The 24,759-nt window shown below is 74.2% G+C and carries 24 protein-coding genes; 11 read left to right on the top strand and 13 right to left on the bottom strand.

What is annotated here, in order from left to right:
* Nucleotides 1-3 precede the first annotated feature (3 nt).
* The 5 genes from BMW62_RS23380 to BMW62_RS01495 form a co-directional block, all read right to left on the bottom strand.
* The gene (locus BMW62_RS23380) at nt 4-1,200 is read right to left on the bottom strand and encodes a hypothetical protein (protein ID WP_139206159.1); all 1,197 of its coding nucleotides are present in this window, start codon (nt 1,198-1,200) and stop codon (nt 4-6) included.
* A gap of 163 nt (nt 1,201-1,363) precedes the next feature.
* Nucleotides 1,364-2,239 carry a succinate--CoA ligase subunit alpha gene (gene sucD, locus BMW62_RS01480; protein ID WP_091929043.1) on the bottom strand — a complete coding sequence of 292 codons (876 nt, stop codon included), beginning with the start codon at nt 2,237-2,239 and terminating at the stop codon, nt 1,364-1,366.
* 25 nt (nt 2,240-2,264) lie between these two features.
* A complete protein-coding gene (sucC, locus tag BMW62_RS01485) occupies nt 2,265-3,428 on the bottom strand; it encodes an ADP-forming succinate--CoA ligase subunit beta (protein ID WP_091929044.1) in 1,164 nt (387 codons plus the stop codon).
* A 144-nt stretch (nt 3,429-3,572) separates the two neighbouring features.
* A complete protein-coding gene (locus tag BMW62_RS01490) occupies nt 3,573-3,980 on the bottom strand; it encodes a cobalamin B12-binding domain-containing protein (RefSeq protein ID WP_091929171.1) in 408 nt (135 codons plus the stop codon).
* Nucleotides 3,981-4,025: 45 nt separating this feature from the next.
* A complete protein-coding gene (locus BMW62_RS01495) occupies nt 4,026-5,045 on the bottom strand; it encodes a hypothetical protein (RefSeq protein WP_244523770.1) in 1,020 nt (339 codons plus the stop codon).
* A gap of 184 nt (nt 5,046-5,229) precedes the next feature.
* Between BMW62_RS01495 and BMW62_RS01500 the strand changes: the two genes are divergently transcribed.
* Together BMW62_RS01500 and BMW62_RS01505 are read left to right on the top strand one after the other, a co-directional pair.
* The gene (locus BMW62_RS01500) at nt 5,230-6,123 is read left to right on the top strand and encodes an esterase/lipase family protein (RefSeq protein WP_091929045.1); all 894 of its coding nucleotides are present in this window, start codon (nt 5,230-5,232) and stop codon (nt 6,121-6,123) included.
* Between the two features lie 222 nt (nt 6,124-6,345).
* Entirely contained in the window at nt 6,346-7,164 is an 819-nt protein-coding gene (locus BMW62_RS01505; protein WP_091929046.1) for a M23 family metallopeptidase, read from the top strand.
* Between the two features lie 216 nt (nt 7,165-7,380).
* On the opposite strand, the gene pcrA is transcribed toward BMW62_RS01505, so the two are convergent.
* Nucleotides 7,381-9,681 carry a DNA helicase PcrA gene (pcrA, locus tag BMW62_RS01510; protein ID WP_091929047.1) on the bottom strand — a complete coding sequence of 767 codons (2,301 nt, stop codon included), beginning with the start codon at nt 9,679-9,681 and terminating at the stop codon, nt 7,381-7,383.
* A gap of 286 nt (nt 9,682-9,967) precedes the next feature.
* Between pcrA and BMW62_RS01515 the strand changes: the two genes are divergently transcribed.
* Nucleotides 9,968-10,261: a chorismate mutase gene (locus BMW62_RS01515; RefSeq protein WP_091929048.1), complete on the top strand. Its 294-nt coding sequence runs from the start codon at nt 9,968-9,970 to the stop codon at nt 10,259-10,261.
* Nucleotides 10,262-10,318: 57 nt separating this feature from the next.
* On the opposite strand, the gene BMW62_RS01520 is transcribed toward BMW62_RS01515, so the two are convergent.
* Entirely contained in the window at nt 10,319-10,612 is a 294-nt protein-coding gene (locus BMW62_RS01520; protein WP_091929049.1) for a hypothetical protein, read from the bottom strand.
* 110 nt (nt 10,613-10,722) lie between these two features.
* Between BMW62_RS01520 and BMW62_RS01525 the strand changes: the two genes are divergently transcribed.
* From BMW62_RS01525 to BMW62_RS01540, 4 genes are read left to right on the top strand one after another with little or no spacing between them, the layout of a single operon-like run.
* The gene (locus tag BMW62_RS01525) at nt 10,723-11,271 is read left to right on the top strand and encodes a carboxymuconolactone decarboxylase family protein (RefSeq protein ID WP_091929050.1); all 549 of its coding nucleotides are present in this window, start codon (nt 10,723-10,725) and stop codon (nt 11,269-11,271) included.
* A complete protein-coding gene (gene sigJ / locus BMW62_RS01530) occupies nt 11,268-12,170 on the top strand; it encodes an RNA polymerase sigma factor SigJ (RefSeq protein ID WP_244523771.1) in 903 nt (300 codons plus the stop codon). Before BMW62_RS01525 ends, sigJ begins: the two co-directional genes overlap by 4 nt.
* Nucleotides 12,171-12,180: 10 nt before the next feature.
* Nucleotides 12,181-12,921, top strand: a complete 741-nt coding sequence (locus tag BMW62_RS01535) for a PIG-L deacetylase family protein (protein ID WP_091929052.1) — start codon at nt 12,181-12,183, stop codon at nt 12,919-12,921.
* A gap of 58 nt (nt 12,922-12,979) precedes the next feature.
* The gene (locus BMW62_RS01540; protein ID WP_170852162.1) at nt 12,980-14,197 is read left to right on the top strand and encodes a serine hydrolase domain-containing protein; all 1,218 of its coding nucleotides are present in this window, start codon (nt 12,980-12,982) and stop codon (nt 14,195-14,197) included.
* 41 nt (nt 14,198-14,238) lie between these two features.
* Here the strand turns inward: BMW62_RS01540 and BMW62_RS01545 are convergent, their stop codons facing one another.
* A complete protein-coding gene (locus tag BMW62_RS01545) occupies nt 14,239-15,582 on the bottom strand; it encodes a short-chain fatty acid transporter (RefSeq protein ID WP_091929054.1) in 1,344 nt (447 codons plus the stop codon).
* 148 nt (nt 15,583-15,730) lie between these two features.
* Between BMW62_RS01545 and BMW62_RS01550 the strand changes: the two genes are divergently transcribed.
* Nucleotides 15,731-17,242: an RNA-guided endonuclease InsQ/TnpB family protein gene (locus BMW62_RS01550; protein ID WP_139206160.1), complete on the top strand. Its 1,512-nt coding sequence runs from the start codon at nt 15,731-15,733 to the stop codon at nt 17,240-17,242.
* Here the strand turns inward: BMW62_RS01550 and BMW62_RS01555 are convergent.
* A complete protein-coding gene (locus BMW62_RS01555) occupies nt 17,239-17,922 on the bottom strand; it encodes a response regulator transcription factor (RefSeq protein ID WP_280138593.1) in 684 nt (227 codons plus the stop codon). The two genes, BMW62_RS01550 and BMW62_RS01555, sit on opposite strands and share 4 nt — an antisense overlap.
* Nucleotides 17,919-19,097: an ATP-binding protein gene (locus BMW62_RS01560; protein ID WP_091929174.1), complete on the bottom strand. Its 1,179-nt coding sequence runs from the start codon at nt 19,095-19,097 to the stop codon at nt 17,919-17,921. Before BMW62_RS01560 ends, BMW62_RS01555 begins: the two co-directional genes overlap by 4 nt.
* 124 nt (nt 19,098-19,221) lie before the next feature.
* Between BMW62_RS01560 and BMW62_RS01565 the strand changes: the two genes are divergently transcribed.
* Together BMW62_RS01565 and BMW62_RS01570 are read left to right on the top strand one after the other, a co-directional pair.
* Entirely contained in the window at nt 19,222-20,157 is a 936-nt protein-coding gene (locus BMW62_RS01565) for a PspC domain-containing protein (RefSeq protein WP_091929056.1), read from the top strand.
* A complete protein-coding gene (locus BMW62_RS01570; protein ID WP_091929057.1) occupies nt 20,150-20,443 on the top strand; it encodes a hypothetical protein in 294 nt (97 codons plus the stop codon). Before BMW62_RS01565 ends, BMW62_RS01570 begins: the two co-directional genes overlap by 8 nt.
* A 67-nt stretch (nt 20,444-20,510) precedes the next feature.
* On the opposite strand, the gene BMW62_RS01575 is transcribed toward BMW62_RS01570, so the two are convergent.
* Both BMW62_RS01575 and BMW62_RS01580 read right to left on the bottom strand, forming a co-directional pair.
* Entirely contained in the window at nt 20,511-21,557 is a 1,047-nt protein-coding gene (locus tag BMW62_RS01575; protein ID WP_244523772.1) for a sodium:calcium antiporter, read from the bottom strand.
* 106 nt (nt 21,558-21,663) lie between these two features.
* Nucleotides 21,664-22,248 carry a dienelactone hydrolase family protein gene (locus BMW62_RS01580; protein WP_091929058.1) on the bottom strand — a complete coding sequence of 195 codons (585 nt, stop codon included), beginning with the start codon at nt 22,246-22,248 and terminating at the stop codon, nt 21,664-21,666.
* 62 nt (nt 22,249-22,310) lie between these two features.
* Here BMW62_RS01580 and BMW62_RS01585 point away from each other — a divergent pair, with 62 nt between their 5' ends.
* The gene (locus BMW62_RS01585) at nt 22,311-23,009 is read left to right on the top strand and encodes a helix-turn-helix transcriptional regulator (protein ID WP_091929059.1); all 699 of its coding nucleotides are present in this window, start codon (nt 22,311-22,313) and stop codon (nt 23,007-23,009) included.
* 184 nt (nt 23,010-23,193) lie between these two features.
* Here the strand turns inward: BMW62_RS01585 and guaA are convergent, their stop codons facing one another.
* Nucleotides 23,194-24,756, bottom strand: coding sequence for a glutamine-hydrolyzing GMP synthase (gene guaA, locus BMW62_RS01590; protein WP_091929060.1), 1,563 nt, complete (start codon nt 24,754-24,756; stop codon nt 23,194-23,196).
* Nucleotides 24,757-24,759: the final 3 nt, after the last annotated feature.

A 24,759-nucleotide genomic window follows, 5' to 3' on the forward strand; every position in this document is an offset into this window, starting at 1 on the left:
CGATCAGGTGTCCGTGCCGGGACGATCGCTCTGCGTGGTGTCCGGGCCCTCGCCGGAGGCGGTGGCGCCACCGGTTCCGCCGGTGCCCGGTCCCGGTGGCTCCTCGGACCCGGGTCGAGCCGGCTGCTGCGGCCAAGCCTGCTGCTGCGGGTAGGGCTGCTGCCCCGGCGTCCAGGGCTGGCCGGCCGGGGGCCAGGGGTAGGGCTGGCCCGGCCACGGCCCGCCGTGCTGCGGGCCGGCCGGTCGCGCGGGGCGCTCCCGTAGCTCCCGGCGCAGGGCGAGCACCGCGACCACGGTGATGCCGACGGCGGTGAGGAAGCCCAGCAGGGCCCAGAAGGAGAAGGCGTACCGCAGGGTGTCCAGCCAGGAGAACAGCGTGAGGACCAGCCCGAGACCGGCCAGGCCGGCGGTCAGCCCGGAGCGCGGGAAGCTCGGCGTCGTCCGCACGAACGCCGGGAGGACCGCCCACGCCGTCGCCAGCAGGAAGAGGGTGAAGGCGGCCACGACCATGCCGTCCTCGAAGCCGCTGAACGTCACGCCGAACGTCGCGTCGCCGAACCGCCACCAGGGCAGGAACCCGACGAGCAGGAACAGCAGCGTGCCCCCTGCGACGGCGAGGTCGGGCCAGGCGAGCCGCCTGGGCTCGAAGGAGAACTCCGCGCCACCCGGCGGCCGCCCGGCGGGGTACCCGGGGCCGTACGCCGGCGGCCCGTAACCGGGTGGAACGGGGGCCGGCGGACCGTAGGGCTGCTGCCCGTAGCCCTGCGCGGGCCCCGCGGAGGGCGGCTGCCCGTAGCCGCCGTAGCCCGGCGGGCCGTACGGGGGCTGCCCGAACGGCGGCTGCCCGTACGCGGGCTGGCCGTACCCGGGCTGCTGCCCGTACGGCGGTTGCCCGTACTGGGGCTGGCCGTACCCGGGCTGGCCGTACCCGGGCTGGCCGTAGGGCTGCTGCCCGTACGGGGGGTGACCGTAGGGCGGCTGACCGGACGGCGGCTGCCCGTACCCCGGCTGCGCGAACCGGTCCTGGCCGTACGCGGGCTCCCCCTGGCCGTACCCGGGCTGCTCCTGCGGTGACCGGCCGTGCTGCTGCTCCCCCGGCTCCGCCGCCCGCGGGGCCTCGTGCGCCTGCCCCTCGGGCGGCTGGGCACCCGCGGGAGGTCGGCCACCCTCGGGCGGCTGCGGGGGCTGGCTCGCGGTCACGGTGATCTCCTCCGGACGGAACGGGTGCGCATCGATCGTGGCGGTCGGGGCGAGATGCGCGCAACGGCGCGCCGGTGCCCACACCTCCCACACCCCGGACGCACCGCTGCCCGGCGACCAGGACGGTCACCGGGCAGCGGGTCGGTCAGGGGTGCGGAACCCGCTAGCCGACGATCTCGCGCATGAGCTGCGCCGTCTCCGACGGCGTCTTGCCCACGCGCACACCGGCGGCCTCGAGGGCCTCCTTCTTCGCCTGGGCGGTGCCGGCCGAGCCGGAGACGATGGCGCCGGCGTGGCCCATCGTCTTGCCCTCGGGCGCGGTGAAGCCGGCGACGTAGCCGACGACCGGCTTGCTGACGTTGGCCTTGACGAAGTCGGCGGCCCGCTCCTCGGCGTCGCCACCGATCTCGCCGATCATCACGATCGCCTCGGTCTCCGGGTCCTCCTGGAACGCCTGGAGCGCGTCGATGTGCGTGGTGCCGATGACCGGGTCGCCACCGATGCCGATCGCCGTGGAGAAGCCGATGTCCCGCAGCTCGTACATCATCTGGTAGGTCAGCGTGCCCGACTTCGACACCAGGCCGATCTTGCCCTGCTTGGTGATGTTGGCCGGGATGATGCCGGCGTTGCTGCGCCCGGGGCTGATCAGGCCGGGGCAGTTGGGGCCGATGATCCGGGTCGAGCCACCCTGGGCGTGCGCCCAGAAGTAGGTCGAGTCGTGCACCGGGATGCCCTCGGTGATGACCACGGCGAGCCCGACCTGGGCATCCACGGCCTCGATGACGGCGGCCTTTGCGAACGGCGGCGGCACGAAGATGACGCTGACGTCGGCGCCGGTCTCCTTCATGGCCTCGGCGACGCCGCCGAACACCGGCACGCTCGTGCCGTCGAAGTCGACGGACTGGCCGGCCTTGCGCGGGTTGACGCCACCGACGATCGCGGTGCCCGAGGCGAGCATGCGCTGCGTGTGCTTCATGCCCTCGGAGCCGGTCATGCCCTGGACGATGACCTTGCTGTTCTCGTTGAGGAAGATCGACATCTCTTCAGTCCTGTCTGCGGGGCGTTCAGGCGGCGGCGAGCTCGGCGGCCCGGCGCGCGGCGCCGTCCATCGTGTCGACCAGGGTGACCAGCGGGTGGTTGGCCTCGGCGAGGATCCGCCGGCCCTCCTCGACGTTGTTGCCGTCGAGGCGGACGACGAGCGGCTTGGTGGCCTCGTCACCGAGGATGCTCAGCGCGGAGACGATGCCGTTCGCCACTGCGTCGCAGGCCGTGATGCCCCCGAAGACGTTGACGAACACGCTCTTGACGGCGGGGTCGGAAAGGATGATCTCCAGGCCGTTGGCCATCACCTCGGCCGAGGCGCCGCCGCCGATGTCGAGGAAGTTGGCCGGCTTGACGCCGCCGAACTCCTCACCGGCGTAGGCGACGACGTCCAGGGTGCTCATGACCAGGCCGGCGCCGTTGCCGATGATCCCGACCTCGCCCTCGAGCTTGACGTAGTTGAGGTCCTTCTCCTTGGCCCGCGCCTCGAGCGGGTCGGCGGAGGCGGCGTCCTCGAGCGCGGCGTGCTCGGCGTGGCGGAAGCCGGCGTTCTCGTCGAGCGTCACCTTGGCGTCCAGCGCGAGCACCGTGCCGTCGGGGGCCTTGGCGAGCGGGTTCACCTCGACCAGCGTGGCGTCCTCCTTGGCGAAGGTGTCCCACAGCTGGACGGCGATCGCGATGACCTGGTCCCGCACCTCGGCGGGGAACCCGGCGGCGTCGACGATCTCGGCGGCCTTCTGGTTGTCGACGCCGACGGTCGCGTCGATCGGGATGCGGGCGAGGGCCTCGGGGCGCTCGACGGCGAGCTGCTCGATCTCCACGCCGCCCTCCTTCGAGGCCATCGCCAGGAAGGTGCGGTTGGACCGGTCGAGCAGGTAGGAGAAGTAGTACTCCTCGGCGATGTCGCTGGCCTGGGCGACCATCACGCGGTGCGTGATGTGGCCCTTGATGTCCAGCCCGAGGATGTCCTGGGCGCGCGCCTTGGCGTCCTCGGCGTTGTCGGCGAGCTTGACGCCACCGGCCTTGCCGCGGCCGCCGGTCTTCACCTGAGCCTTGACGACGACGGTCTGCCCGATCTCACGGGCGATCGCCTCCGCCTGCTCGGGGGTCTCGGCGACGCCGCCGGGGAGCACGGGGACACCGTGCGAGGCCAACAGGTCACGGGCCTGGTACTCGAAGAGATCCACGAACAGGCACCGTAGACCGCCCGGAACCGGACCGCTGCCCCGGGCGTTCCCGACGGGGCCGGGGCGTGGGGTGCGTCACACGGCACCTCACCCGTCCGCAGCAGGGAACGCCCCGCTCAGGGGGCCGGGAAGGGACCTGCCGGCTCAGGTACCGGCGGGCTCGCCCACGTGCTCGCGCACCCACTCGACGATCTCGGTGGTGGTGGCACCGGGGGTGAAGATGCCGGTGACGCCGATGCGCCGGAGCTCGGGGACGTCCTCCTCCGGGATGATCCCGCCACCGAAGACGACGACGTCGTCGACGCCGCGCTCCCGCAGCAGCTCGGTGAGCCGCGCGAACAGCGTCATGTGCGCGCCGGAGAGCACCGAGAGCCCGACGGCGTCGGCGTCCTCCTGCACCACCGTCTCGACGATCTGCTCCGGCGTCTGGTGCAGGCCGGTGTAGACCACCTCCATCCCGGCGTCGCGCAGCGCACGCGCGACCACCTTCGCGCCGCGGTCGTGCCCGTCGAGTCCCGGCTTGGCGATGACCACCCGGATGCGTTCGTCCACCACGGCTGGCAGCTTAGGGCCGACGACCCCCGGGAGTGGCGCGGGTCACGCCGCGGTGCGACGCGCCCGCCAGGCGACGGCCGTCAGGCCCAGCAGTCCGAGGCCTGCGAGGACCAGGCCGGCACCCGGGACGGTCCAGACCAGCTCGTCGGACGAGGCGGCGTCCCGCACCCCCGCCAGCCCCGCGCGGAGCACGGTGACGGCGACGGCGAGCAGCCCGCCGACCGCTGCCAGCCGTGGGCGCAGCGACGGCGCGAGGACCGCGCAGAGCAGCAGGGTGCCGGCCAGCAGCAGCCCGCCGAGCAGGGCGAGCCCCGGCCGCTCGAGCAGCGCCTGCGGCCCCTCCTGCATGACGACGACGCGCATGCCGGTGGCGGGGTCGATGCGCAGCTGCTCAGGGACGTCGGCGGCCGGCAGCGCGAGGCTGAGGACGGCGACCACCCCGAGCAGCACCGCGGCGCCGGCCAGCACCGAGCGGATCGGGTCCAGGGGGCCGCGGTCCTCCATCACCGTCCGCCCCCACGCCGCCGCGCCGACGACGCCGGCCAGCACGGTGAGCACCAGGGCGACGACCCCGAGCACCCAGCCTGCCCCGAGCTGCACGCTGCTGGTCAGCACCCGCTCACCGGCGAGCACCTCCACCCCCGGCCGCGCGGTCGAGCTGCTGCCCCGGTAGAGCTCGATGAGCAGCTCGCCGACGGCCAGCGCCCCGGCCACGGCGGCGTAGGCCAGGCCGAACTTCGGCACGGCCCGGCGCAGCAGTGTCGCACCGACCGCGAGATGGACCGCGGGTCCGAGCAGGGTCGCGAGCGCCCCGCCGACGCCGCGCACCTGGCGCAGCTCCTCCCCGCCGACCACCAGGTAGGTGGGGACGGCCGCGAGCACGCCGGCCAGCCCGGCGAGCACGAGCAGCAGGCCGCAGAGCCGCACCGCGGGGGGCACGGTGCCGATGACGACCCGGTCCTCCGCACCCGCCGCCGAGGCGTCGGGCGCCGACGCGCCGGTCCCTCTGCGGGCGGTCGACCCGGTGCGGACGGTACGGGCGCGGTCGTCGCGGGTGGACACGGTTCCCCCTTGGGCAGCGTGGTCACGAACAGGACTCGATCGACGGCCGACGATGACGATCGTGTGACGCCCGACACATCGGGGCTTTACCGTCGGGTGAACGGAGCACACACGGGAGCAATGCACCGGCGGAACGACCCGAACCCGTGGTCCCGCTGGACGGCTCCAGACGGGGAGAACGGCCATGCGCCGATCGAGCGAGCTCGACTCTGCTCCAGGGTGGCACACGACCGCCGATGCCGAGGTCGCGCCAGGCGGCCTGCGCGCGCTCTGTTCGCCGACCGCGCTCACCGGTGGCCTGACCGAGCTCGCCTGGCTCGGGGCGCACGTCCTCATGTACCCGCTGGGTGCACGCATGGAGCAGCTGCGCCCCTACCCCGGCAAGCGCGCCGGCGAGCAGCCACCGGTGGCCCGGGCGCTCTTCGCCGTCGACCCGCTGGCGGCGCGCACCCCCGTGCTGCTGGTGCACGGGCTCGTCGACAACCGCTCGGTCTTCGCGGTCATGCGGCGGAGCCTGCGCCGGCGCGGGTTCGCCGCCGTCTGCTCCTGGAACTACAGCCCGCTGCTCGCCGACGTCGCCCGCGGCGCCGCCGACCTGGGGAAGCACATCGAGCGGATCTGCGAGCAGACCGGCCACGACCGTGTGCACGTCGTCGGGCACAGCCTCGGCGGGCTGATCGCGCGCTACCACGTGCAGCGGCAGGGCGGTGACCGCCGGATCGACACGCTGGTGACCCTCGGCACCCCGCACCGGGGTTCGCTCCTCGCCCACATCGGGCCCACGCCGCTCATCCGTCAGCTGCGCCCCGGGTCGCCGGTGCTGGCGGAGCTGGAGGAGCCCGCGCCGGGCTGCCGGACCCGCATCACCGCCCTGTACAGCGATCTCGACCAGATGGTGCTCCCCACCCGCTCGGGCCGGTGCGACCACCCCGACCTCCGTGCGCGCAACGTGCTCTACCGCGGCGTCGGGCACATGTCGCTGCCGATGCACCGCGGGGTGCTCGACGAGGTGGCGGCCACCCTCGCCGGCGTCTGCGAACCCGGCACGATGACCACTCCGGTCGCCGCCGTCGCCTGATCACCCGCGCCGCCCGCACGCCGGGTCGACACATCGACGTGACGACTCGTACACGTCACGACACGCAGCGTCGGGTGCTTGGCCGACCCATGACGGATCGTTACGGTCCGATCACGGCGCCGGGACGACCGGCGGACGCCACTCCCGGCGTCCTCGCCGTCGTCGCTCCCCCCGACGGACGCCTCCGGGCGCTCGCCGGCCAGTCGTCCGGGAAGGTCCGCCGTGACTCGCAGCAGCGCCCAGGTGCTGGAGGGACCACCGTCCGACGTCGTCGTGGTGCCCCGGCCCCGCGCCGCCGTCGAGGGCCCGGTCCGCGCCCCCCTCCCGGCACCCGCCCCCACCGTCGTCCCCGACGAGCCTGCGACCGCCGACGAGCCCCGCGCGCGGCGCCGGCTGCCGCACCCGCCGGGCCGCCGCGCCCACCTCTGGCTCGCTGCGCTCGTCGCCGGTGCCGTGCTCGCCGGCATCCCGGCCGTCACCGGCGACCGTGCGGACGTCTCCGGCTCAGCCTCCGACTACGGGCTCGGCGTCAGCACCGAGATCAGCTTCGCCGGCGGGCTCGAGGGCGCCGACGCGCGCCGCGGCATCACCGAGGCCGAGGCCCAGGCACGGCTGAGCGAGCTCGCCGCCTCGCGCGCAGCCCGGCAGCCCAAGATCGTGGCCCCGACGCAGGGCACGCTCACCACCTGCTTCTGCCGGCGCTGGGGCACCATGCACTACGGCCTGGACCTGGCCGCGCCGCTGGGCACCCCCATCCTCGCCGCGACCGACGGCGTCGTCGTCCGGGCCGGGCGCGCTTCGGGCTACGGCAACGCCGTCTACATCCAGGACGCCGACGGCAACGTGCACATCTACGGGCACATGCGCTACTACAGCGTCTCCGCCGGGGACCTCGTCACCGCGGGCGACCAGATCGCCAAGATCGGCAACGAGGGCCAGTCCACCGGCCCCCACCTGCACTACGAGATCCACCGCGGCGGGATGGACGGCCGCCCGATCGACCCGCGGGCCTGGCTGGCCGAGCGCGGGGTGGGTGTGTAGTTGCTCTGCGGCCCTCCGGGCCGCACCGCGGCCAGGTGCCGTCCCCCTGGGGCGCTGAGCCCTTTCCTGCCGGTCGTCGGGGGATCCTCCGGATCCGTGACACCGTCGTCCTCCGGACGACACCGCGACCAGGTGCCGTCCCCTGACTGACGGAGCCGCTTCGTCCTTCGGTCGCGGAGGCCTCCGGCCCCCACTCCTCAGGACAGGGCTGACCCCCTACAGCTTCACGAGGGGGGCGTAGCGGAGGACGAGGCGCTTGGTGCCACCGGAGCCGAAGTCGACCGTCGCCTGGGCCTTGTCGGCCACGCCGGTGACCTCGACGACGGTGCCGAGCCCGAAGGCGTCGTGGCTGACCCGGTCGCCGACCTCCACGGAGATGATCTGCCGGTTGCCGGCACCGCCGCGCAGGCCGCCGGTGGACAGCCCGGTCGCCGCCACCCGCGTCTGGGCCGACCGGTACCCGGTCGAGGGGGCGGGCACCGGGTCGGTGCGCTCCCAGTGGATCGTCTCGGCGGGGATCTCGTCGAGGAACCGCGACGGCGGGTTGTAGGCAGGCTGGCCCCAGCTGGTGCGCACCGTCGCCCGCGAGATGAACAGCCGCTGGCGCGCCCGCGTGATGCCCACGTAGGCCAGCCGCCGCTCCTCCTCCAGCTCGCGCGGGTCGCCCAGCGCCCGCAGGTGCGGGAAGACGCCGTCCTCCATGCCGGTGAGGAAGACGACCGGGAACTCCAGCCCCTTGGCGGTGTGCAGGGTCATCAGCGTGACCACGCCGGCGTCGTCGCCCGACACCGGGATCTGGTCGGCGTCGGCGACCAGCGAGACCTGCTCCAGGAAGTCGGTGACCGAGCCGCCGGGGTTGGCCGCCTCGAACTCGGCGGCCACCGAGATGAGCTCGTTGAGGTTGTCGACCCGGCCCTCGTCCTGGGGGTCGGTGCTGGCCTGCAGCTCGGCGAGGTAGCCGGTGCGGTCGAGGATGCTCTCCAGCAGCGCCGCCGGACCGGAGCCGGTCTCGACCAGTTGCTCGAACTCCTCGAGCAGCGCGACGAACTCCTGCACCGCCTTGAGCGAGCGGGTCGCCAGCTCACCGATCTCCGAGCACCGCCGCAGCGCGGAGCCGAACGCGATGCGCTCCCGGTCGGCGAAGGACTCGATGCACGACTCGGCCTTGTCGCCGATCCCGCGCTTGGGCACGTTGATGATCCGGCGCAGGCTCACGACGTCGGCCGGGTTCGCCACCAGCTTCAGGTAGGCCAGCGCATCGCGGACCTCCTTGCGCTCGTAGAACCGCACCCCGCCGACGACCTTGTACGGCATGCCGACGCGGATGAAGACCTCTTCGAAGACGCGCGAGGCGTTGTTGGTGCGGTAGAAGACCGCGATGTCGGCCGGTCGCGCCTTCCCCTCGTCGACCAGCGCGTCGATCTGCTCGGCGACCCAGGCGGCCTCGTCGTGCTCGTTGTCGGCGACGTAGCCCTCGATCAGCTCGCCGTCGCCCGAGTCGGTCCAGAGGTTCTTCGGCCGCCGGCCGGTGTTCTTGGCGATGACCGTGTTCGCGGCCTTGAGGATGCGCTGGGTGGAGCGGTAGTTCTGCTCCAGCAGGATCGTGGTGGCCTGCGGGTAGTCGCGCTCGAACTCGTCGATGTTGCGGATGGTCGCGCCCCGGAACGCGTAGATCGACTGGTCGGCGTCGCCGACGACGCACAGCTCGGCCATCGGCACCGGCCCCGAGCCGTCGCCGACGAGCTCGCGCACCAGCATGTACTGGGCGTGGTTGGTGTCCTGGTACTCGTCGACCAGCACGTGCCGGAACCGGCGGCGGTAGTGCTCGGCGACGTCGGGAAAGGCCTGCAGCAGGTGGACCGTCGTCATGATCAGGTCGTCGAAGTCCATGGCGTGCGCCTCGCGCAGCCGCCGCTGGTAGAGCGTGTACGCCTCCTTGAGCACCTTCTCCGGCGCCGTCTGGGGGCTGAACGACTCCTCGTCGACGAGCTCGTTCTTGAGGTTGGACACCTGGTTGGACAGGCTGCGCCCGGGATAGCGCTTCGCGTCGAGGTCCAGGTCGCGGGCGACCATCGTCATCAGCCGGATCGAGTCGCCCTGGTCGTAGATCGTGAACGACGACTTCATGCCCAGCTTGGCGGCCTCGGCCCGCAGGATGCGCACGCACATCGAGTGGAAGGTCGAGACCCACATCGACCGCGCCCGGGGGCCGACGAGCGCGGCCACCCGCTCCTTCATCTCGCCGGCGGCCTTGTTGGTGAAGGTGATCGCCAGGATCTCCCCCGGCTGCACCCCGCGGGCGCCCAGCAGGTAGGCGATCCGGTGGGTGAGCACGCGGGTCTTGCCCGACCCGGCGCCCGCGACGATGAGCAGCGGGCTGCCCTCGTGGACGACGGCGTCGCGCTGCGGGCCGTTGAGGCCGGCGAGCATCCGGTCCAGCTCCCGCCCCACCGATCCGGGTGCGGAGCGCTGCAGGGCGGCGGTGCCGGGGAGGGACTGCTGGAGGCTGCTGCTCATGACCGTGCCACTGTAAGCCGGACGGGTGACGGTCCCCGCGGCCCCGGAACCGCTCGCCCCACCCGTCCCACGTCCGGGCCGTGGTGCCCCGCGGCCGGGCTGTGGCAGACTCCGGACCGTGCTCGCCACCGTCAGCCTCGTCAGGATCGAGTTTGCCTACGGCCACCGGGATCCGGTGTCCGTCACCGCTGGCTGAGCACACGCCGCAACAGACGCCCCGGGCCCGAGGAGCCCGGGGCGTTTCTCGTTCTCGGACCTCTCGGCCCCCACACCACCGAGGAACCCGATGAGCACCTCCACCGCCGCCACCGTGGCCGGCCCGACCGCCCCCGAGGACCCCGCCGACCGGATCGGCGCGCTCCGCGGCGCGATCGACGCCTGCGACGCCGAGATCATCGAGCTGGTGCGCCGCCGGCTGGAGATCAGCCAGCAGATCGGCGCGCTGCGCGCCGCGTCCGGCGGGACGCGGCTCTCGCTGTCCCGCGAGCAGCAGGTGCTCTCGCGCTTCCGCACCGCGCTGGGCCCGGACGGCGCCGCCCTCGGGATGATGCTGCTCCGCCAGGGCCGCGGCCGCCTCTGAAGAAGGACCCCGTCCTCCTCACCCTTCGCACGCTCAGGGCGAGCCTCCGGACGGGGCCTAAGGGCCGCTGCGCCAGACCTGCGAGTCGTCGTCACCCATCGCGGCCACCTCGAACACCCGGCCGGGGCGGGCCTCGCCCACCTCGTCGGCCAGCTGCATGCCGAGCACCAGGGCGGCATCGAGGTCCTCGGCCTCGCACTCGGTGCTCACGCGCAGCACCGCGCGGTCGGGCTCCCGCCACAGCCGCAGCTCGGGGTCACCGGGCCGCAGCACCGCGCGGAGGGCGTCGACGGCGTCGTCGTCCAGCGGGGCGGAGGACCGGAGCGCGACGGAGAGGGTGAACGAGGGCACCTCAGGAGTCTGCGCGACCGCGATCCCGGCTCCACCGCCGGCCCGTGTCACACCTGGCCGGGCTGCGTCGTCCCAGTGGTCGAACACCGACCACCGAGAGGACTCCCGCCATGGCCCGCATCCCGCTCGACCCACCCCGCACCGCGTTCGTCCGGCTCACCGAGTGGTACTCCCGCCGGCGCTTCGGCGCCGTCCTGGACCCGGGCGCGGCGATGGCGCACCACGCCCCGGTGCTGCGCACCTACGTCCGGCACGAGCAGTCCGTGGCCCGCTGGAACCGCCTGGACCCCACCCTCAAGGCGCTCGCCGTGATGTCCTCGGCCGCCACGATCGGCTGCTCCTGGTGCCTCGACTTCGGCCACTGGGTCAGCAGCCAGGACGGCGTCGACCCGGCCAAGCTCCGCGACGTGCCCCGGTGGCGTGGTAGCGGGGTGTACTCCGACCTCGAGCGGCAGGTCATGGCCTACGCCGAGGCGATGACGACGACGCCCCCGCAGGTCACCGACGAGATGGTGGCCGGGCTCCGCGACCACCTGGACGACGACGCCCTCGTCGAGCTCACGATGATGATCGCCGTGGAGAACTCGCGGTCGCGCTTCAACAGCGCGCTCGGCCTGACCAGCCAGGGATTCCGGGACCGCTGCGAGCTCCCGGCGTGACCGAGGCCCTCGCCCCGTTCGACCGCCACCGCGGGCTGCTGTTCTCCGTGGCCTACCAGATGCTGGGCAGCGTCGCCGACGCCGAGGACGTCGTGCAGGACACCTGGCTGCGCTGGTCGGCGGCCGACCGGGGGGAGGTCGCCGACGCGCGCGCCTACCTGGTGCGCATCGCCACCCACCTCGCCCTGGACCGGCTCGGCTCGGCACGTGCTCGCCGGGAGAGCTACGTCGGGCCGTGGCTCCCCGAGCCGCTGCTGACCGGCACCGACCCGGTCGCCACGGCGCCCGCACCGGCGGACCCGGTCGCCGCCGCCGAGGTGGGCGAGCAGGTGTCGCTGGCCCTGCTCGTGGTGCTGGAGACCCTCTCCCCCGCCGAGCGGGCCGTGTTCGTGCTCCGCGAGGTGTTCGGGCTCGCGACGGCGGAGGTGGCCACGACGCTGGGGCGCAGCGAGTCCGCCGTGCGGCAGATGGCCCACCGGGCGCGCGAGCACGTCCAGGCCCGCCGGCCCCGGTTCGACACCGATCGCCGGGCCCAGTTCGAGGTCACCGAGCGCTTCTTCGCCGCGTGCGCCGGTGGCGACGTCGGGGAGTTGCTGGCCGTGCTCGCTCCCGACGTCGTCCTCGTCAGCGACGGCGGGGGCAAGGTGACGGCGGCCCTGCGGCCGATCACGGGGGCCGACAAGGTCGCCCGCTTCGCGCTCGGGGTCGCCGCCCAGGGCCTGGAGCTCGCGGACGTGCGCATCGAGGTGGCCGAGGTCAACGGCGGGCCGGGGATCGTGGCCTGGGCCGGGGGTGACCCGCTGCTGGCCATGTCGCTCGTCGTCGCCGACGGGCGCATCGAGCAGGTCCTCCTCGTGCGCAACCCGGACAAGCTCGCCGGTCTCCGGGGCACCTCCTAGGCTCCGCCGGGTGAGCTCCCCGTTCCAGCGCCCGTCCGGTCCCGCCGAGCACGTCGAGCGCGCGCTGTGCGTCCTGGCCCACCCCGACGACGTCGACTTCGGCAGCGCCGGCACCGTCGCGACCTGGACGGCGGCCGGCACCGAGGTGACGTACCTGATCGTCACCGACGGCGACGCGGGCGGCTTCGACGACACCCCCCGCGAGCAGATGGGGCCGCTGCGCCGGGCCGAGCAGATCGCGGCGGCCGCGGAGGTCGGCGTCACCGACGTGCGCTTCCTCGGCTACCCCGACGGCCGGCTGGAGCTGACCCTCGATCTGCGCCGGGACATCAGCCGGGTCATCCGGCAGGTGCGCCCGCAGCGGGTGCTGACCAGTTCCCCGGAGCGTTTCTGGGAGCGGATCGGGGCCAGCCACCCCGATCACATGACCGTCGGTGAATCGACGCTGCGGGCGGTCTACCCCGACGCCCGCAACCCCTTCGCCTTCCCCGAACTGCTCGCCGACGAGGGGCTGGACGCGTGGACCGTCGACGAGGTCTGGCTCGGCGCCAGCCCGCGCGCCGACCACGCCGTCGACATCACCGACGTCGCCGACCGCAAGTTCGCCGCGCTGAAGTCCCACGTCACCCAGGTGAGCCACGTGCCAGACCTCGAGGCCTTCGTGACCGGCTGGATGCGGCAGACCGCGCAGCGGCTCGGCCTCCCCGCGGGCCGCCTCGCCGAGGCCTTCCACGTCGTCCACACCGCATGAGGCGATGAGTTCCGGCCGGCCTCCGGGTCATCCCCCCGTGGACGGTCGCAGAGGTGACGTGGCGCGGGCGGAGCGGGTCGAGGCGGCGGTGGCAGGAGCGGTCGCCGCCGGAGAGGTCCCGGGCGCCGCCTGGTGGGTCGGCCGGCGCGGCCGGCCCGTCTCCACCGGCGCGACCGGTGTGCACGCACCCGGCACCGGCGACGCCGTGCGGCCGGACACCGTGTTCCGCATCGCCTCGACGACCAAGCCGGTCGTCGCCGCCGCGGCGATGTCCCTCGTCGACGAGGGACTCCTCGCCCTCGACGACCCCGCCGACAGGTTCCTCCCGGAGCTCGCCGACCGGCGGGTCCTCGCCGACCCCGCCGACCCGGAGGCGGGGACGGTGCCGGCGGAGCGACCGATCACCGTCCGCGACGTCCTCACCCTCCGGCTGGGGCTCGGCCTGGACTTCACCGCCCCCTGGCCGTCCCCGGTGCTGGCCGCGCTCGCCGCGGCCGGGCTGCCCGTCGGCCCGCCGGCCCCGCAGGCGGCACCGGAGCCGGACGAGTGGATGCGCCGGCTCGGCGCGGTGCCGCTGGCCTACCAGCCGGGCAGCCGCTGGCTCTACCACGTGGGCGCCAGCGTGCTCGGCGTCCTGGTGTCGCGCGCCGCGGGGCGCCCCCTCCCGGCGGTGCTGGACGAGCGGGTCCTCCGGCCGGCGGGGATGCGCAGCACCGGCTTCGGGGTGCCGCCGGCGGCCCGGGACCGGCTGGGACCGCACTGGACGCCGCCGGGGCCCGACGGCGCACGCGAGCTCTACGACGCGGCGGACGGCCAGTGGTCGTCGGCGCCCGCGTTCCCCGACGGCGGCGACGGCCTGGTCTCCACGGTCGGCGACCTGGCCGCCTTCGCCCGGGTGCTCGAGTCGCAGGGGTGCGCCGCCGACGGCACCCGGGTGCTGAGCGAGGCCGCGGTCCGGGCCATGACCACCGAGCAGGTCGGCCCGGTGGACGACGAGGGCGGTGGGTGGGGGCTGGGCATCGGCGTCCGCCGCACCGACGAGCCGGGCGGCCGGCACGCCGGCTCCTACGGCTGGGACGGCGGCCTGGGCAGCACCTGGTGGACCGATCCGGTCACGGGCACGACGGCCGTCCTGCTGACCAACCAGATGTGGGCCTCCCCGGAACCACCGCCGTTGTTCGCCGCGTTCCGGCGCGCCGCCTTCGGGGGCGCGCCGGCGGGCGGGACCAGCTCCTGGGACGGGAGGCCGCCGGCGCCACGCAGCCACGTCCGCTGACGACGCCCACCCGCGGACCGACACGGCCCGCGGGCCTCCGCTCAGCCGGCGCCGAGCACCAGCAGGGTCCCGGCGAAGACGATGCCGGTGATCAGGCAGGTGATCGCGGTGAACCCGAAGATGTCGCGGACTCCCAGCCCGGCGACCGCGAGCAGCGGCAGGGCCCAGAACGGCTGGATCATGTTCGTCCACTGGTCGCCGTAGGCGATCGCCATGGTGATGACGGCGGGATCGACACCCAGGGAGTCGGCGGCGTCGAGGAAGATCGGCGCCTGGACGGCGAACTGCCCGCCGCCGCTGGGCACGAACAGGTTGAGCAGGCCGGCCGAGAGGAACGCCAGCAACCCCAGGCTGCCGGGGCTGGCGATGTCGGAGAACCACCCGCTCAGCTGCGCCGCCAGCCCCGAGGCGGTCATCATCCCGATGATGCCGGCGTAGAGCGGGTACTGGAGCAGCACCTCCCCGACGGTGCGCACCGCCCCGCCGACGAGCTCGGCCAGCTCGGCCGGGCTGCGCACGATGAGCAGGATCGCGGCGAGGAACGACCAGTTGACGATGTCGAGGGTGAGGTCGAAGCCCTCCTGCGCGAAGTACACGCCCAGGTAGCCCAGCAGCGCGAGGCCGGGGATCAGCGTGACCAGCCGCGAGGCCTCCATGCGCTCGGCGGGGGTCCCCGGCGTCTTCAACGCGACGTCGGGCTCCTCGCTCCCCATCCGCTCGGGGAGCTCGACGATCCGGTCCTTCCCCTTGGGGGCGAGCAGGACGACGGTGCCGATGATCGCCGCGACCGCCACGACGATCGCGATGAGGTTCCAGGGCGAGTACACGGTCTCGCTGATCGGGATGGTCCGGCCGATCGCCTCCTCGACGAAGCTGCCGGGCGTCGCGGCGGCCAGCGGGCCGGTGGCGCTGTAGCCCATGTGCCAGACGGCGAAGCCCGAGTAGGCGCTGGCGACCAGCAGCGGGTAGTGCAGCTTCGTCCCGCGGCGGCGCGCGGCCCGGCCCACCTCGAGGGCGATCACGCCGCCCACCACCAGCCCCAGCCCGAAACTGATGAGCGAGGCGATCGCCGAGACGAGGGCGACGAACGCGTAGGCCGCGCGAGGGCTCTTGGGCACCTCGGCGATGCGGGTCAGCCCGGCCTTGACCGGCCGGGTGAGCGCCAGCGTGTAGCCGAGCAGCAGCACGAGGGCCACCTGCGTCATGAACGCCAGCAGCCCGGCCAGGCCGTCACCCCAGGCCCGTGTCAGCTCGGCGGGCCCGATGTCGCCGAAGACCAGGGCGAGCACCGCGACGATCACGGTGAGCACCACCGCGAAGACGAATGCCCCCGGCAGGTAGCGCTCCACGCCGGCGACCAGCGGGCGCGACAGGGTTCGTAGCATGGCGGCCTTCCTCTCCCCCGGGCCCGCTGGGCAGGCCGACCTCGCCCATGCTTAGCGGAGGTGAGCGGGGGCGGCCAGTCGCAGCTGGTACCGCAGCCGGCAACGTTCGCCTCGTCGTTGTGTCGGTGGTGTGGGGCAGGGTGCGGGTGTGCCTCGTCGTCGGGAGTCGTCCGCACCGCCGGTGGTGTACCGGACGGCGCGGGTGGGGCTGCGGGCTACAGGCGGGCAGCGGCGGCGGCTGTTCGGGTTGCTGCGGTCGGGTGGGGATGTGTGGGCGGCGGTGCTGCTGCTCAACCGCTGGCGCCGGCAACGCGGTGACCGGCCGCTGGTCGGCTATCAGGAGCTGTGCCGGGAGCTGGCCGCCGCTGGGGAGGGCACCTTCGGTGAGCTCTCCACGGTGGGTGCCCGGTCGGTGCTGCGGGCTTACTCCGATGCGTGGATGAGCGCGGCCCGACGCCGCCGGGCCGGCGACGAGACGGCGCGCTTTCCGCGGCGGCGGCGGGGGCTGGTGCCGGTCCGCTTCTACGCCGGAACCTTCACCGTGGACGGTGGGCGGGTGCGGCTGCCGGTGGCCCGCGGCCGCCCGCCGTTGTGGGTGCGGCTGGCCCGCCCGCTGCCCTATCCGGACGGGCAGGTGCGCTCGGTACGGCTGACGTGTGCGGGGCGGCGGCTGTTCCTGGAAGTCACCGCCGAGGTTCCGGTCACCGTCCACCCGGCCGGGGCGGGCCCGGATCCGGCCCGGGTCGCCGGCGTGGATCTGGGCATCATCCATCCCTACGCCGCGCTGGCACCCCGCGGTGGTGAGGGCGGCCGGGATGCGGCGCTGCTGGTGTCGGGGCGGGCGTTGCGCGCCGAGCACCGGCTGCACCTGGCCGAGGCCAAGGCCCGCACCCGCGCCGCCGCCCGCCGCGCCCCGGCACCTGGGCGGCGCGGGTCCCGGCGGTGGAAGCAGTTCCGCCGGCGCACCCGAGCCCTCGAAGGCCGGCACCGCCGGCGGCTGGCACAGGCCCGGCACGAAGCCGCGAAAGCGGTCGTGTCCTGGGCCGTGGCCCAGCGGATCGGCACCCTGGCCGTCGGCGACCCGCGCGGGGTGCTGGGCCGTGATGCCGGCCGGCGGCAGAACAAGGCCGTCCGCGACTGGGCGGTCGGCGATCTGCTGCGGGCGCTGGCCGACAAGGCCGAACAGTCCGGCATCGTCGTCGAGATGGTCGACGAACGGGGCACCTCCTCCACCTGCCCGGCGTGCGCAGCCCGCGTGGCCAAGCCGCGGGGGCGGGTCTTTCACTGCCGGCGTTGCCGGTTCACCGGGCACCGCGATCTTGTCGGTGCTGCCAACATCGCCGCCCGCGCCTCGGCTTCGGCCGGGGCCGCGAGCGGTGGCTCCGTCGTCACCGGGTCACCGCCGGTGACCACGCACCGTCGAGCCGGTCGGCACCTGCCCGGTGCCGGCCGGTCCCGGCGTGATCCCCGCCGCGGATTGATCAGCCGGCCCCCGGGCCGGCCGATCCCCACCGATCCGGTGGTCCGCGGTGGCGGGTCCATCTGGCCCGCCGTGGCCCGCCCCGGAACCGGTCCCGGTTCCGGGGAGTCGCTCGCCGGCACCCGCCGCGAGGATCAGGCACCGCCCCACCGGGGCGAACCTTGCCTGACACGGCACTAGAGCAACCGGTTGGTCGCCGCCCAGCGGGTGAGCTCGTTGCGGTTGGAGAGCTGCAGCTTGCGCAGCACGTTGGAGGCGTGCGACTCCACGGTCTTCACCGAGATGAACAGCCGGGACCCGATCTCCCGGTAGGTGTAGCCGCGGGCCAGCAGCTGCATCACCTCCCGCTCCCGGGCGCTCAGCAGGTCCAGCCCCGGATCGCTGACCTCCTCGGCCGCGGGCTCCTGGGCCACCGCTCCCCCGGCGGCGAAGGCGTCCAGCACGAAGCCGGCCAGCCGGGGGCTGAAGACGACGTCGCCGTCGGCCACCCGGCGGACGGCGTCGACCAGGTCGGGCCCGGAGATGGTCTTGGTGACGTAGCCCCGTGCGCCGGCCCGGATCACGGCGATCACGTCCTCCGCGGCGTCGGACACCGACAGGGCGAGCCACTTCACCTCCGGCAGCTCACCGCGGAGCGCCTCCAGCACCGCCCGCCCGCCACCGCCGGGCATGTGCACGTCCAGCAGCACGACGTCGGGCCGCGCGCCGCGGATGCCCTCGATCGCGGTGCCGACGTCGGCCGCCTCCCCGACGACGGTCACGTCCGCGCCGAGCTCGGCGCGCACGCCGGTGCGCACCATCGCGTGGTCGTCGACCACGAACACCCGCGGGCCCATGCTGCGCTCCTCGATCGACGTCACGTGTTCTTCCTCGGCAGGACCAGCTCCACCTCGGTCCCCTCCCCCGGGGTCGACCGGACCAGCGCCGAGCCTCCCAGCCGGGCGAGCCGGCCGTGCACGGAGTCGCGCAGGCCGCGCCGGTCGTCCGGCACCGTGCCGGGGTCGAACCCCTTGCCGCGGTCCCGGACGAACACCGACACCTGGTCGGCGGTCACCTCGGTGTAGAGGTCGGCGGAGGGCTCGCCGGAGTGCTTGGCCGCGTTGACCAGCGCCTCGCGGGTCGCGGCGCCGAGGGCGGCCAGCTCCTCGTCGACGGGGGCGTCCCCGACCACGACGGGGTCGACCGTCAGCGCGTGGTCGGCCTCCACGTCCGCGACCATGCCCGCCACCAGCCCGGCCCAGGTGCCGCCCTCCCGCACCGCCACCGGGTCGTACAGCCAGGCCCGGAGCTCCCGCTCCTGGCTGCGCGCCAGCCGGCTCACCGCCTGCGGCTCCTCGGCATTGCGCTGGATGAGGGCCAGCGTCTGCAGCACCGAGTCGTGCAGGTGCGCGGCGACGGCGGCACGCTCCTCCGACCGGATGCGGGCGGCACGCTCCTCGGCCCGGGAGTCCAGCAGCCGCCGCCACAGCGGAGCGGTCGCCAGGACGACACCGGTGAGGATGAGCAGGGTGGCGGCGAACCCGTTGCGCGCGTTGGCCAGCTGACCGGTGGTCGCCAGCAGCAGGAACAGCCCGACGCCCAGGACGGCGACCCCGCCGGCCAGGGCCCACCGGACGCCGGCGACGGCCAGCGTCCGGTCGGTGTCCAGCTGCCGCCAGATCACGGTGAGGCCGCCGGCCAGCAGGATCAGCGGCAGCACGACGTCGGTGCTGGTCCACTGGCTCAGCTGTCCCAGCAGGCTGACGGCGATCAGCCCGAGCACGACGAGCGCGATCCACTGCCGGGCACCGGCCGGGCGCCAGCCTTCGACCACCGCGGCGGACTCTCCCGGCGCCGCGACCGGCATGGTCAGCCACAGCAGCGCGTAGGCGATGATGCCCAGCCCCGTCGTCGCCAGCAGCACGAACGCCACCCGCACCACGAGCGGGTCCTGGCGCAGGTGCGCGGCGGTGCCGGCCGCGACACCGGCGACGAGCCGGCCCTCGCGCGGGCGCGCGAGCGGCGGACGCGGCGGTACGCCGACGGTGGAGGTCACGCCACCGATCGTCGCACCGGCGACCGGCCCGCCGACACCGGTGATCACCCGGGGAGAGGAACCAGGGTCGGTTCGGGGGGTTCCCTGATGGTCACCGGCCCCGCCGGTCGGCAGGCTTGCCGCCATGACCTCCGTCCCCCCTCCCGCTCCCCCCGCGGTCGAGCCACCCCCGTGGTCGCCGCCGCCCGGTCCGCCCGACCGCGCCCAGTTGCGCCGCAGCCGCGGCGACAAGGTGATCGGCGGCGTCAGCGGCGGCCTCGCCGAGTACAGCGGCATCGACGCGCTCCTGTGGCGGGTCGGCTTCGTCGCCCTCGCCCTCGCCGGCGGCACCGGTGTGCTGGTGTACCTGCTGCTCTGGCTGCTCATGCCGGTCGCCGCCGACGGCGCCGAGCCCTCCGCGTCCGTCCGGCCCGCGACGCGGACCCGCGTCCGTGGCCCCGTCGGCCCGCGGTCGCCGGTCCCGGGCGTCACCATCGCCGGGCTGCTCATCCTCATGGGCCTGCTGGCGCTGCTGTCCCGGTTCACCGGCTGGGACCCCGGCCCGCCGGCCTTTCTCGGCACGGCGCTGCTCGTCGTCGGCGCCGGCCTGGTCGTCGGCGCCGTCACCGGTGGCCGCACCGCGCGCGGTGGGCTGATCACCCTCGGGGTGCTCCTGTCCCTCGGGCTGGTGACCGCCACGGCCACGCCGTCCGGCGGCAACGGCATCGGCGACCGCACGTACGCCCCGCAGACCGTCGACGACGTCCGGGAGGTCTACAGCGGGGGCATCGGCGACCTGGTCGTCGACCTCTCCGAGGTGCCCCTCGACGACCTCGACGAGACCCTCGAGGTCCGGGTCGATCACGGTGTCGGCGACGTCGAGGTGGTCGTGCCCCGCTCCGCCGACGTGCGGGTCTCCGCGGACCAGGGCATCGGTGAGCTCGACGTCTTCGGCACCAGCAGCACCGGCAGCGGATACCACGCCGGCAGCGGCTCGGCCCGGTGGACCGACGACGGCGAGGCCGACATCGAGCTCGAGATCCACAGCGGTATCGGACAGGTGGAGGTGTCCCGTGGCTGACTACAGCGAGTTCCCGACCACGCCGACGGCGTGGCAGGAGCAGCAGTGGCAGATGGTCCAGCCCCTGGAGACCGAGGACCGGCCCGCGCCGGAGCCCCGCCGCAAGGTCGACCTGGTCGCCCTCGTCCCGGGAGTGCTGTTCATCGTGCTGGCGCTGTCGGCGATGGTGGGGGTCGACCTGCCCTTCACCCTCTTCGAGGACGGCACCCTCCTCTGGATCCTCCTGGTCGGGGCCGGGGTGGCCCTGCTGGCCCGGGAGCTGCGGAAGCCGCGCAGCCGGGGCTGACCGGCGGGAGGGGCGGACGACGAGGGCTCGGGAGCGACCGCTCCCGGGCCCTCGCTGCGTGCAGCGGTCAGCCCGCGACGGCGAGGACGACCGTCCCCACGTAGATCAGCGGGATCGAGATGCCCTCGAAGCCGATCCACTTCCGGTCGCGCATGAGCAGCCCGGCGGCGAGCACGGCCGTCATGAGCAGGGTGCCGCCGACGAGGATCAGGCTGGTGGGGCCGGCGTCCCGGTAGATCGACCCCTCCAGGTAGCCGACGTCGGCCACGGCGATCATCAGGATGTCGTAGACGTTGCCGCCGACGATGTTGCCGACGCCGAGGGTCAGCTGGCCCATGCGCACCGCGGTGAGCAGGACGACGAGTTCGGGCAGCGAGCTGATCGCCGTGGTCAGGGTGAAGCCGAGGACGCCGCTGTCGAAGCCTGTCCGGGCGATGACGCTCAGGCCCGCCCGGCCGACCAGCCAGCCGGCCACACCGGTGACCAGCCCGAGCGCCGCGAGCAGACCCCACAGCCGCGCGGTGGAGCGTTCGTCGCCGTCGCCGTCGCCGTCGCCGTCGTCCTCCGCCGCGTCGCCGTCGCCGTCCGCGGTCTGGTCGGTGCGCTTGGGCTGCCACATGGGCTCGTGCTGCATCCGCCGCAGCAGCACCAGCCCGTAGCCGTAGAGGGCGGGGATCAGCAGGGTCAGGGGGTGGATCCACCCCAGCCGCAGGTCCGGGGTGGCGTAGGCGATGACCGGGATCGCCAGCATCGCGATGAGCAGGACCGACTGGAGGACGTTCTGCAGCGACGCCGCCGCGTGCTCCAGGTTGACCCGCCGGTAGAGCAGGTCGGCGATCGCCAGCCACACCGTCTGCAGCGCGATGCCGCCGACCGGGTTGGCCAGCGCGAACCCCGGGTCCCCCTCCAGCGCGCCGGTCAGGACGGTGACGTTGCCCGGCAGCGAGGTGACGGCACCGAGGAGCAGCGCCCCGCCGATCGCGTCACCGAGGCCGGTGCGTTCGGCGAGCGTGTCCGCGACCCGGGTGAGGCGGACGCCCACCACCACGATGACGACGGCCATCGCGGCCAGCACGCCCAGGCTCGGCAGGAGCGGCCACGCCGACGAGATCACTCGTCCTCCGGGTCCTCGACGTCAACGGCCGTCGTCCACTTGATCACGACCAGGCGGATCCCGCCCCTCGAGTGCGGGGACGGGCCGCGCTGGCGCCGCGAGCGGATCAGCCAGACACGCGGGCGCAGAAGCCGAGCGCCCGCTCCCAGAGCAGCTCGGTGGCCGCCGCATCGTGCTCCGCGGGCAGACCCGGGTCGGTGAACAGGTGCCCCTTGCCCGGGTAGTCGTGAACCTCGATCTCGGCGCCCGCGCGGCGGGCGTCGGCGACCACCGAGTCCACCCACTCCTGCTGACGGAACGGATCGCCCTCGGTGTAGTGGATCTGGGCGGGGACACGGTCAGGCCAGCGTTCCGCTCCCAGCACCGCCAGCGGCAGCGCACCGGAGAACAGCAGCAGCCCGCCGCAACGCCGCAGCGTGGCCACGTGCTCGGCCATCCCGGCGCCGTTGGAGAAGCCTGCGGCGAGGAAGCCGTCGGGCAGGTCCCGGACCGCCTCGACCGCCCGGGCCATGAGCGCGGGGAAGCCGATGCGCTCCACGTGCGCACCCGCTTCGCCGTAGTCGTCGAAGACCCGCCCGTCGTACTGGTCGACGACGAGCACCTCGTGCCCGGCCGCGCGCAGACGGTCCGCGGCGTCGGTGATGCCCGGCCGCACGCCGAGCACGGAGTGGAAGATCGCGATGGGAGCCATGGGGCCACCGTGCCGTGCGCCTGGTGACACCGTCCTGTCACCGATCCTGCGACGATCCCGGCATGAACCGGACCGACCGCATGCACGCCGTCTCCGAGGAGCTGCGCCGCGCCGGAACGCGTGGGCGGACGGCCCAGCGGCTGGCCGACTGGCTGGAGGTCTCCCCCCGCACGATCAAGCGGGACGTGGCCGCGCTGCAGCAGGCAGGGCTGCCGATCTGGGCGACCGCCGGGCCCGGGGGCGGCTACGTGCTCGACGCCGCGGCGACGCTGCCGCCGGTCAACCTGACGCCTGCGCAGGCGGTGGCGCTGGCCGTCGCGCTGGCCGGGGCATCGGAGGCTCCCTTCGCCGCGGATGGCCGGGCCGCTCTGGAAAAGCTCCTCGACGTCATGGGGCCCGGTGCCCGGGAGACCGCCCGGGACCTCGGTGGCCGGGTCTGGGTGCGCGGCGGCGCGCGGCGGCCAGGTCCGGCTTCCGTCGTCGAGGAAGCGCTCCTCCGGCGGCGCGTGGTCGCCATCCGCTACCGGGACGACGCCGGGACCGTGTCCCGCCGGCGCGTGGAGCCGCATCTGCTGGCCCGCACCGGCGACCGCTGGTACCTGGTCGGCTGGTGCCGGCTGCGCGACGCCCCGCGGTGGTTCCGCTGGGACCGCATCGAGGCTGCGGACCTCACGGCCGAGGCGGCGCCCGCACGCGATCCCGCGGCGTTCGGGACGCCACCGCCCGACGCGCACGCCGTACGCGTCCCCACCTGCCCGTGACGTCTGCAACGTCGCCGTCGCGGAAGCCCGCACCGAGCGTCAGGTGACGTGCTGGAACAGTCCCGGGTGACGTACTGGAACGGCCCTCTTGCAGGAACCCGACCCAAGCGTCAGGTGACGTGCTGGAACGGCCCCGTCCAGAGCCTCGCCGCGAGCGGAACGAGTGGTGAGGAGGACGGGGTCCTCACTCCCACTCGATGGTGCCGGGCGGCTTGCTGGTCACGTCGAGGGTGACCCGGTTGATCTCCTCCACCTCGTTGGTGATCCGGGTGGAGATCCTCGCCAGCACGTCGTAGGGCAGCCGGGTCCAGTCGGCGGTCATCGCGTCCTCGCTGGACACCGGGCGCAGCACGACCGGGTGGCCGTAGGTGCGCCCGTCACCCTGGACCCCGACCGAGCGGACGTCGGCCAGCAGCACCACCGGGCACTGCCAGATCTCGTCGTCCAGCTTCGCCGCGGAGAGTTCCTCCCGGGCGATGGCGTCGGCCTTGCGCAGCACGTCGAGCCGCTCGCGGGTGACCTCGCCGACGATACGGATGCCGAGCCCCGGGCCGGGGAACGGCTGGCGCTGCACCAGCCGGTCGGGGAGGCCGAGCTGCCGGCCGACCTCGCGCACCTCGTCCTTGAACAGGGTTCGCAGCGGCTCGACCAGGTCGAAGGTGAGGTCCTCGGGCAGCCCGCCCACGTTGTGGTGGCTCTTGATGTTGGCCGTTCCGGCACCGCCGCCGGACTCGACGACGTCGGGGTAGAGCGTGCCCTGCACCAGGAAGTCGACCGTCTCGCCGTGCGCCTGGGCGTCGGCGACGACGTCGGTGGCCGCCTGCTCGAACACCCGGATGAACTCGCGGCCGATGATCTTCCGCTTCTCCTCCGGGTCGCTGACCCCGGCGAGCGCGGCGAGGAACTGCTCGCCGGCGTCCACCACGCGCAGGTCGGCGCCGGTGGTGGCGGCGAAGTCGCGCTCGATCTGCTCGGTCTCGCCGGCCCGCATCAGCCCGTGGTCGACGTAGACGCAGGTGAGCTTGTCGCCGATCGCCTGCTGCACGAGCGCCGCGGCGACGGCGGAGTCGACCCCGCCGGACAGCGCGCACAGCGCCCGCCGGTCGCCGATCCGCTCGCGGATCGCCGCGACCTGGTCGTCGACGACGTTGCTCATCGTCCAGGTCGGCTCCAGCCCGGCGATGTCGAACAGGAAGTGCTCGAGCACCGTCTGCCCGTGGGCGGTGTGCCGCACCTCGGGGTGGAACTGGACACCGGCGAGCCGGCGGTCGACGTCCTCGAACGCGGCGACCGGGGCGCCGGTGGAGGTGGCGGTGACGGTGAACCCGGGCGGCGCGGCGGAGACGGCGTCGCCGTGGCTCATCCACACGTTCTGCTCGACCGGCAGGTCGCCGAACAGCCGCGCCTGCGTGGTGACGGTCAGCGGGGTGCCGCCGTACTCCCGGTCGCCGGTGCGGGCGACGGTGCCGCCGAGGGAGGCGGCCATCGCCTGGAAGCCGTAGCAGATGCCGAACGCGGGGACCCCGGACTCGAACAACGTCGGGTCGACCTGCGGGGCCTCGGGCGCGTAGACGCTGGAGGGGCCGCCGGAGAGCACGATCGCGGCGGGCTTGCGGGCGACGATCTCCTCGGCCGGCACCTCCGAGGAGACGATCTCCGAGTAGACGCCGGCCTCGCGGATGCGCCGGGCGATCAGCTGGGCGTACTGGGCACCGAAGTCGACGACGAGGACGGTCGGGAAGTCCACGCG

The organism is Blastococcus sp. DSM 46786, from assembly GCF_900109665.1.
Classification (GTDB): Bacteria; Actinomycetota; Actinomycetes; order Mycobacteriales; family Geodermatophilaceae; genus Blastococcus; species Blastococcus carthaginiensis.

Excerpts from the sequence above, each read along its gene's own strand:
- sucD (WP_091929043.1), bottom strand. The coding sequence starts at position 2,239 with ATGTCGATCTTCCTCAACGAGAACAGCAAGGTCATCGTCCAGGGCATG.
- BMW62_RS01515 (WP_091929048.1), top strand. The coding sequence starts at position 9,968 with ATGAGCACCTCCACCGCCGCCACCGTGGCCGGCCCGACCGCCCCCGAG.
- BMW62_RS01580 (WP_091929058.1), bottom strand. The coding sequence starts at position 22,248 with ATGGCTCCCATCGCGATCTTCCACTCCGTGCTCGGCGTGCGGCCGGGC.
- BMW62_RS01500 (WP_091929045.1), top strand. The coding sequence starts at position 5,230 with ATGCGCCGATCGAGCGAGCTCGACTCTGCTCCAGGGTGGCACACGACC.
- BMW62_RS01565 (WP_091929056.1), top strand. The coding sequence starts at position 19,222 with ATGACCTCCGTCCCCCCTCCCGCTCCCCCCGCGGTCGAGCCACCCCCG.
- BMW62_RS01585 (WP_091929059.1), top strand. The coding sequence starts at position 22,311 with ATGAACCGGACCGACCGCATGCACGCCGTCTCCGAGGAGCTGCGCCGC.
- pcrA (WP_091929047.1), bottom strand. The coding sequence starts at position 9,681 with ATGAGCAGCAGCCTCCAGCAGTCCCTCCCCGGCACCGCCGCCCTGCAG.
- BMW62_RS01545 (WP_091929054.1), bottom strand. The coding sequence starts at position 15,582 with ATGCTACGAACCCTGTCGCGCCCGCTGGTCGCCGGCGTGGAGCGCTAC.
- BMW62_RS01525 (WP_091929050.1), top strand. The coding sequence starts at position 10,723 with ATGGCCCGCATCCCGCTCGACCCACCCCGCACCGCGTTCGTCCGGCTC.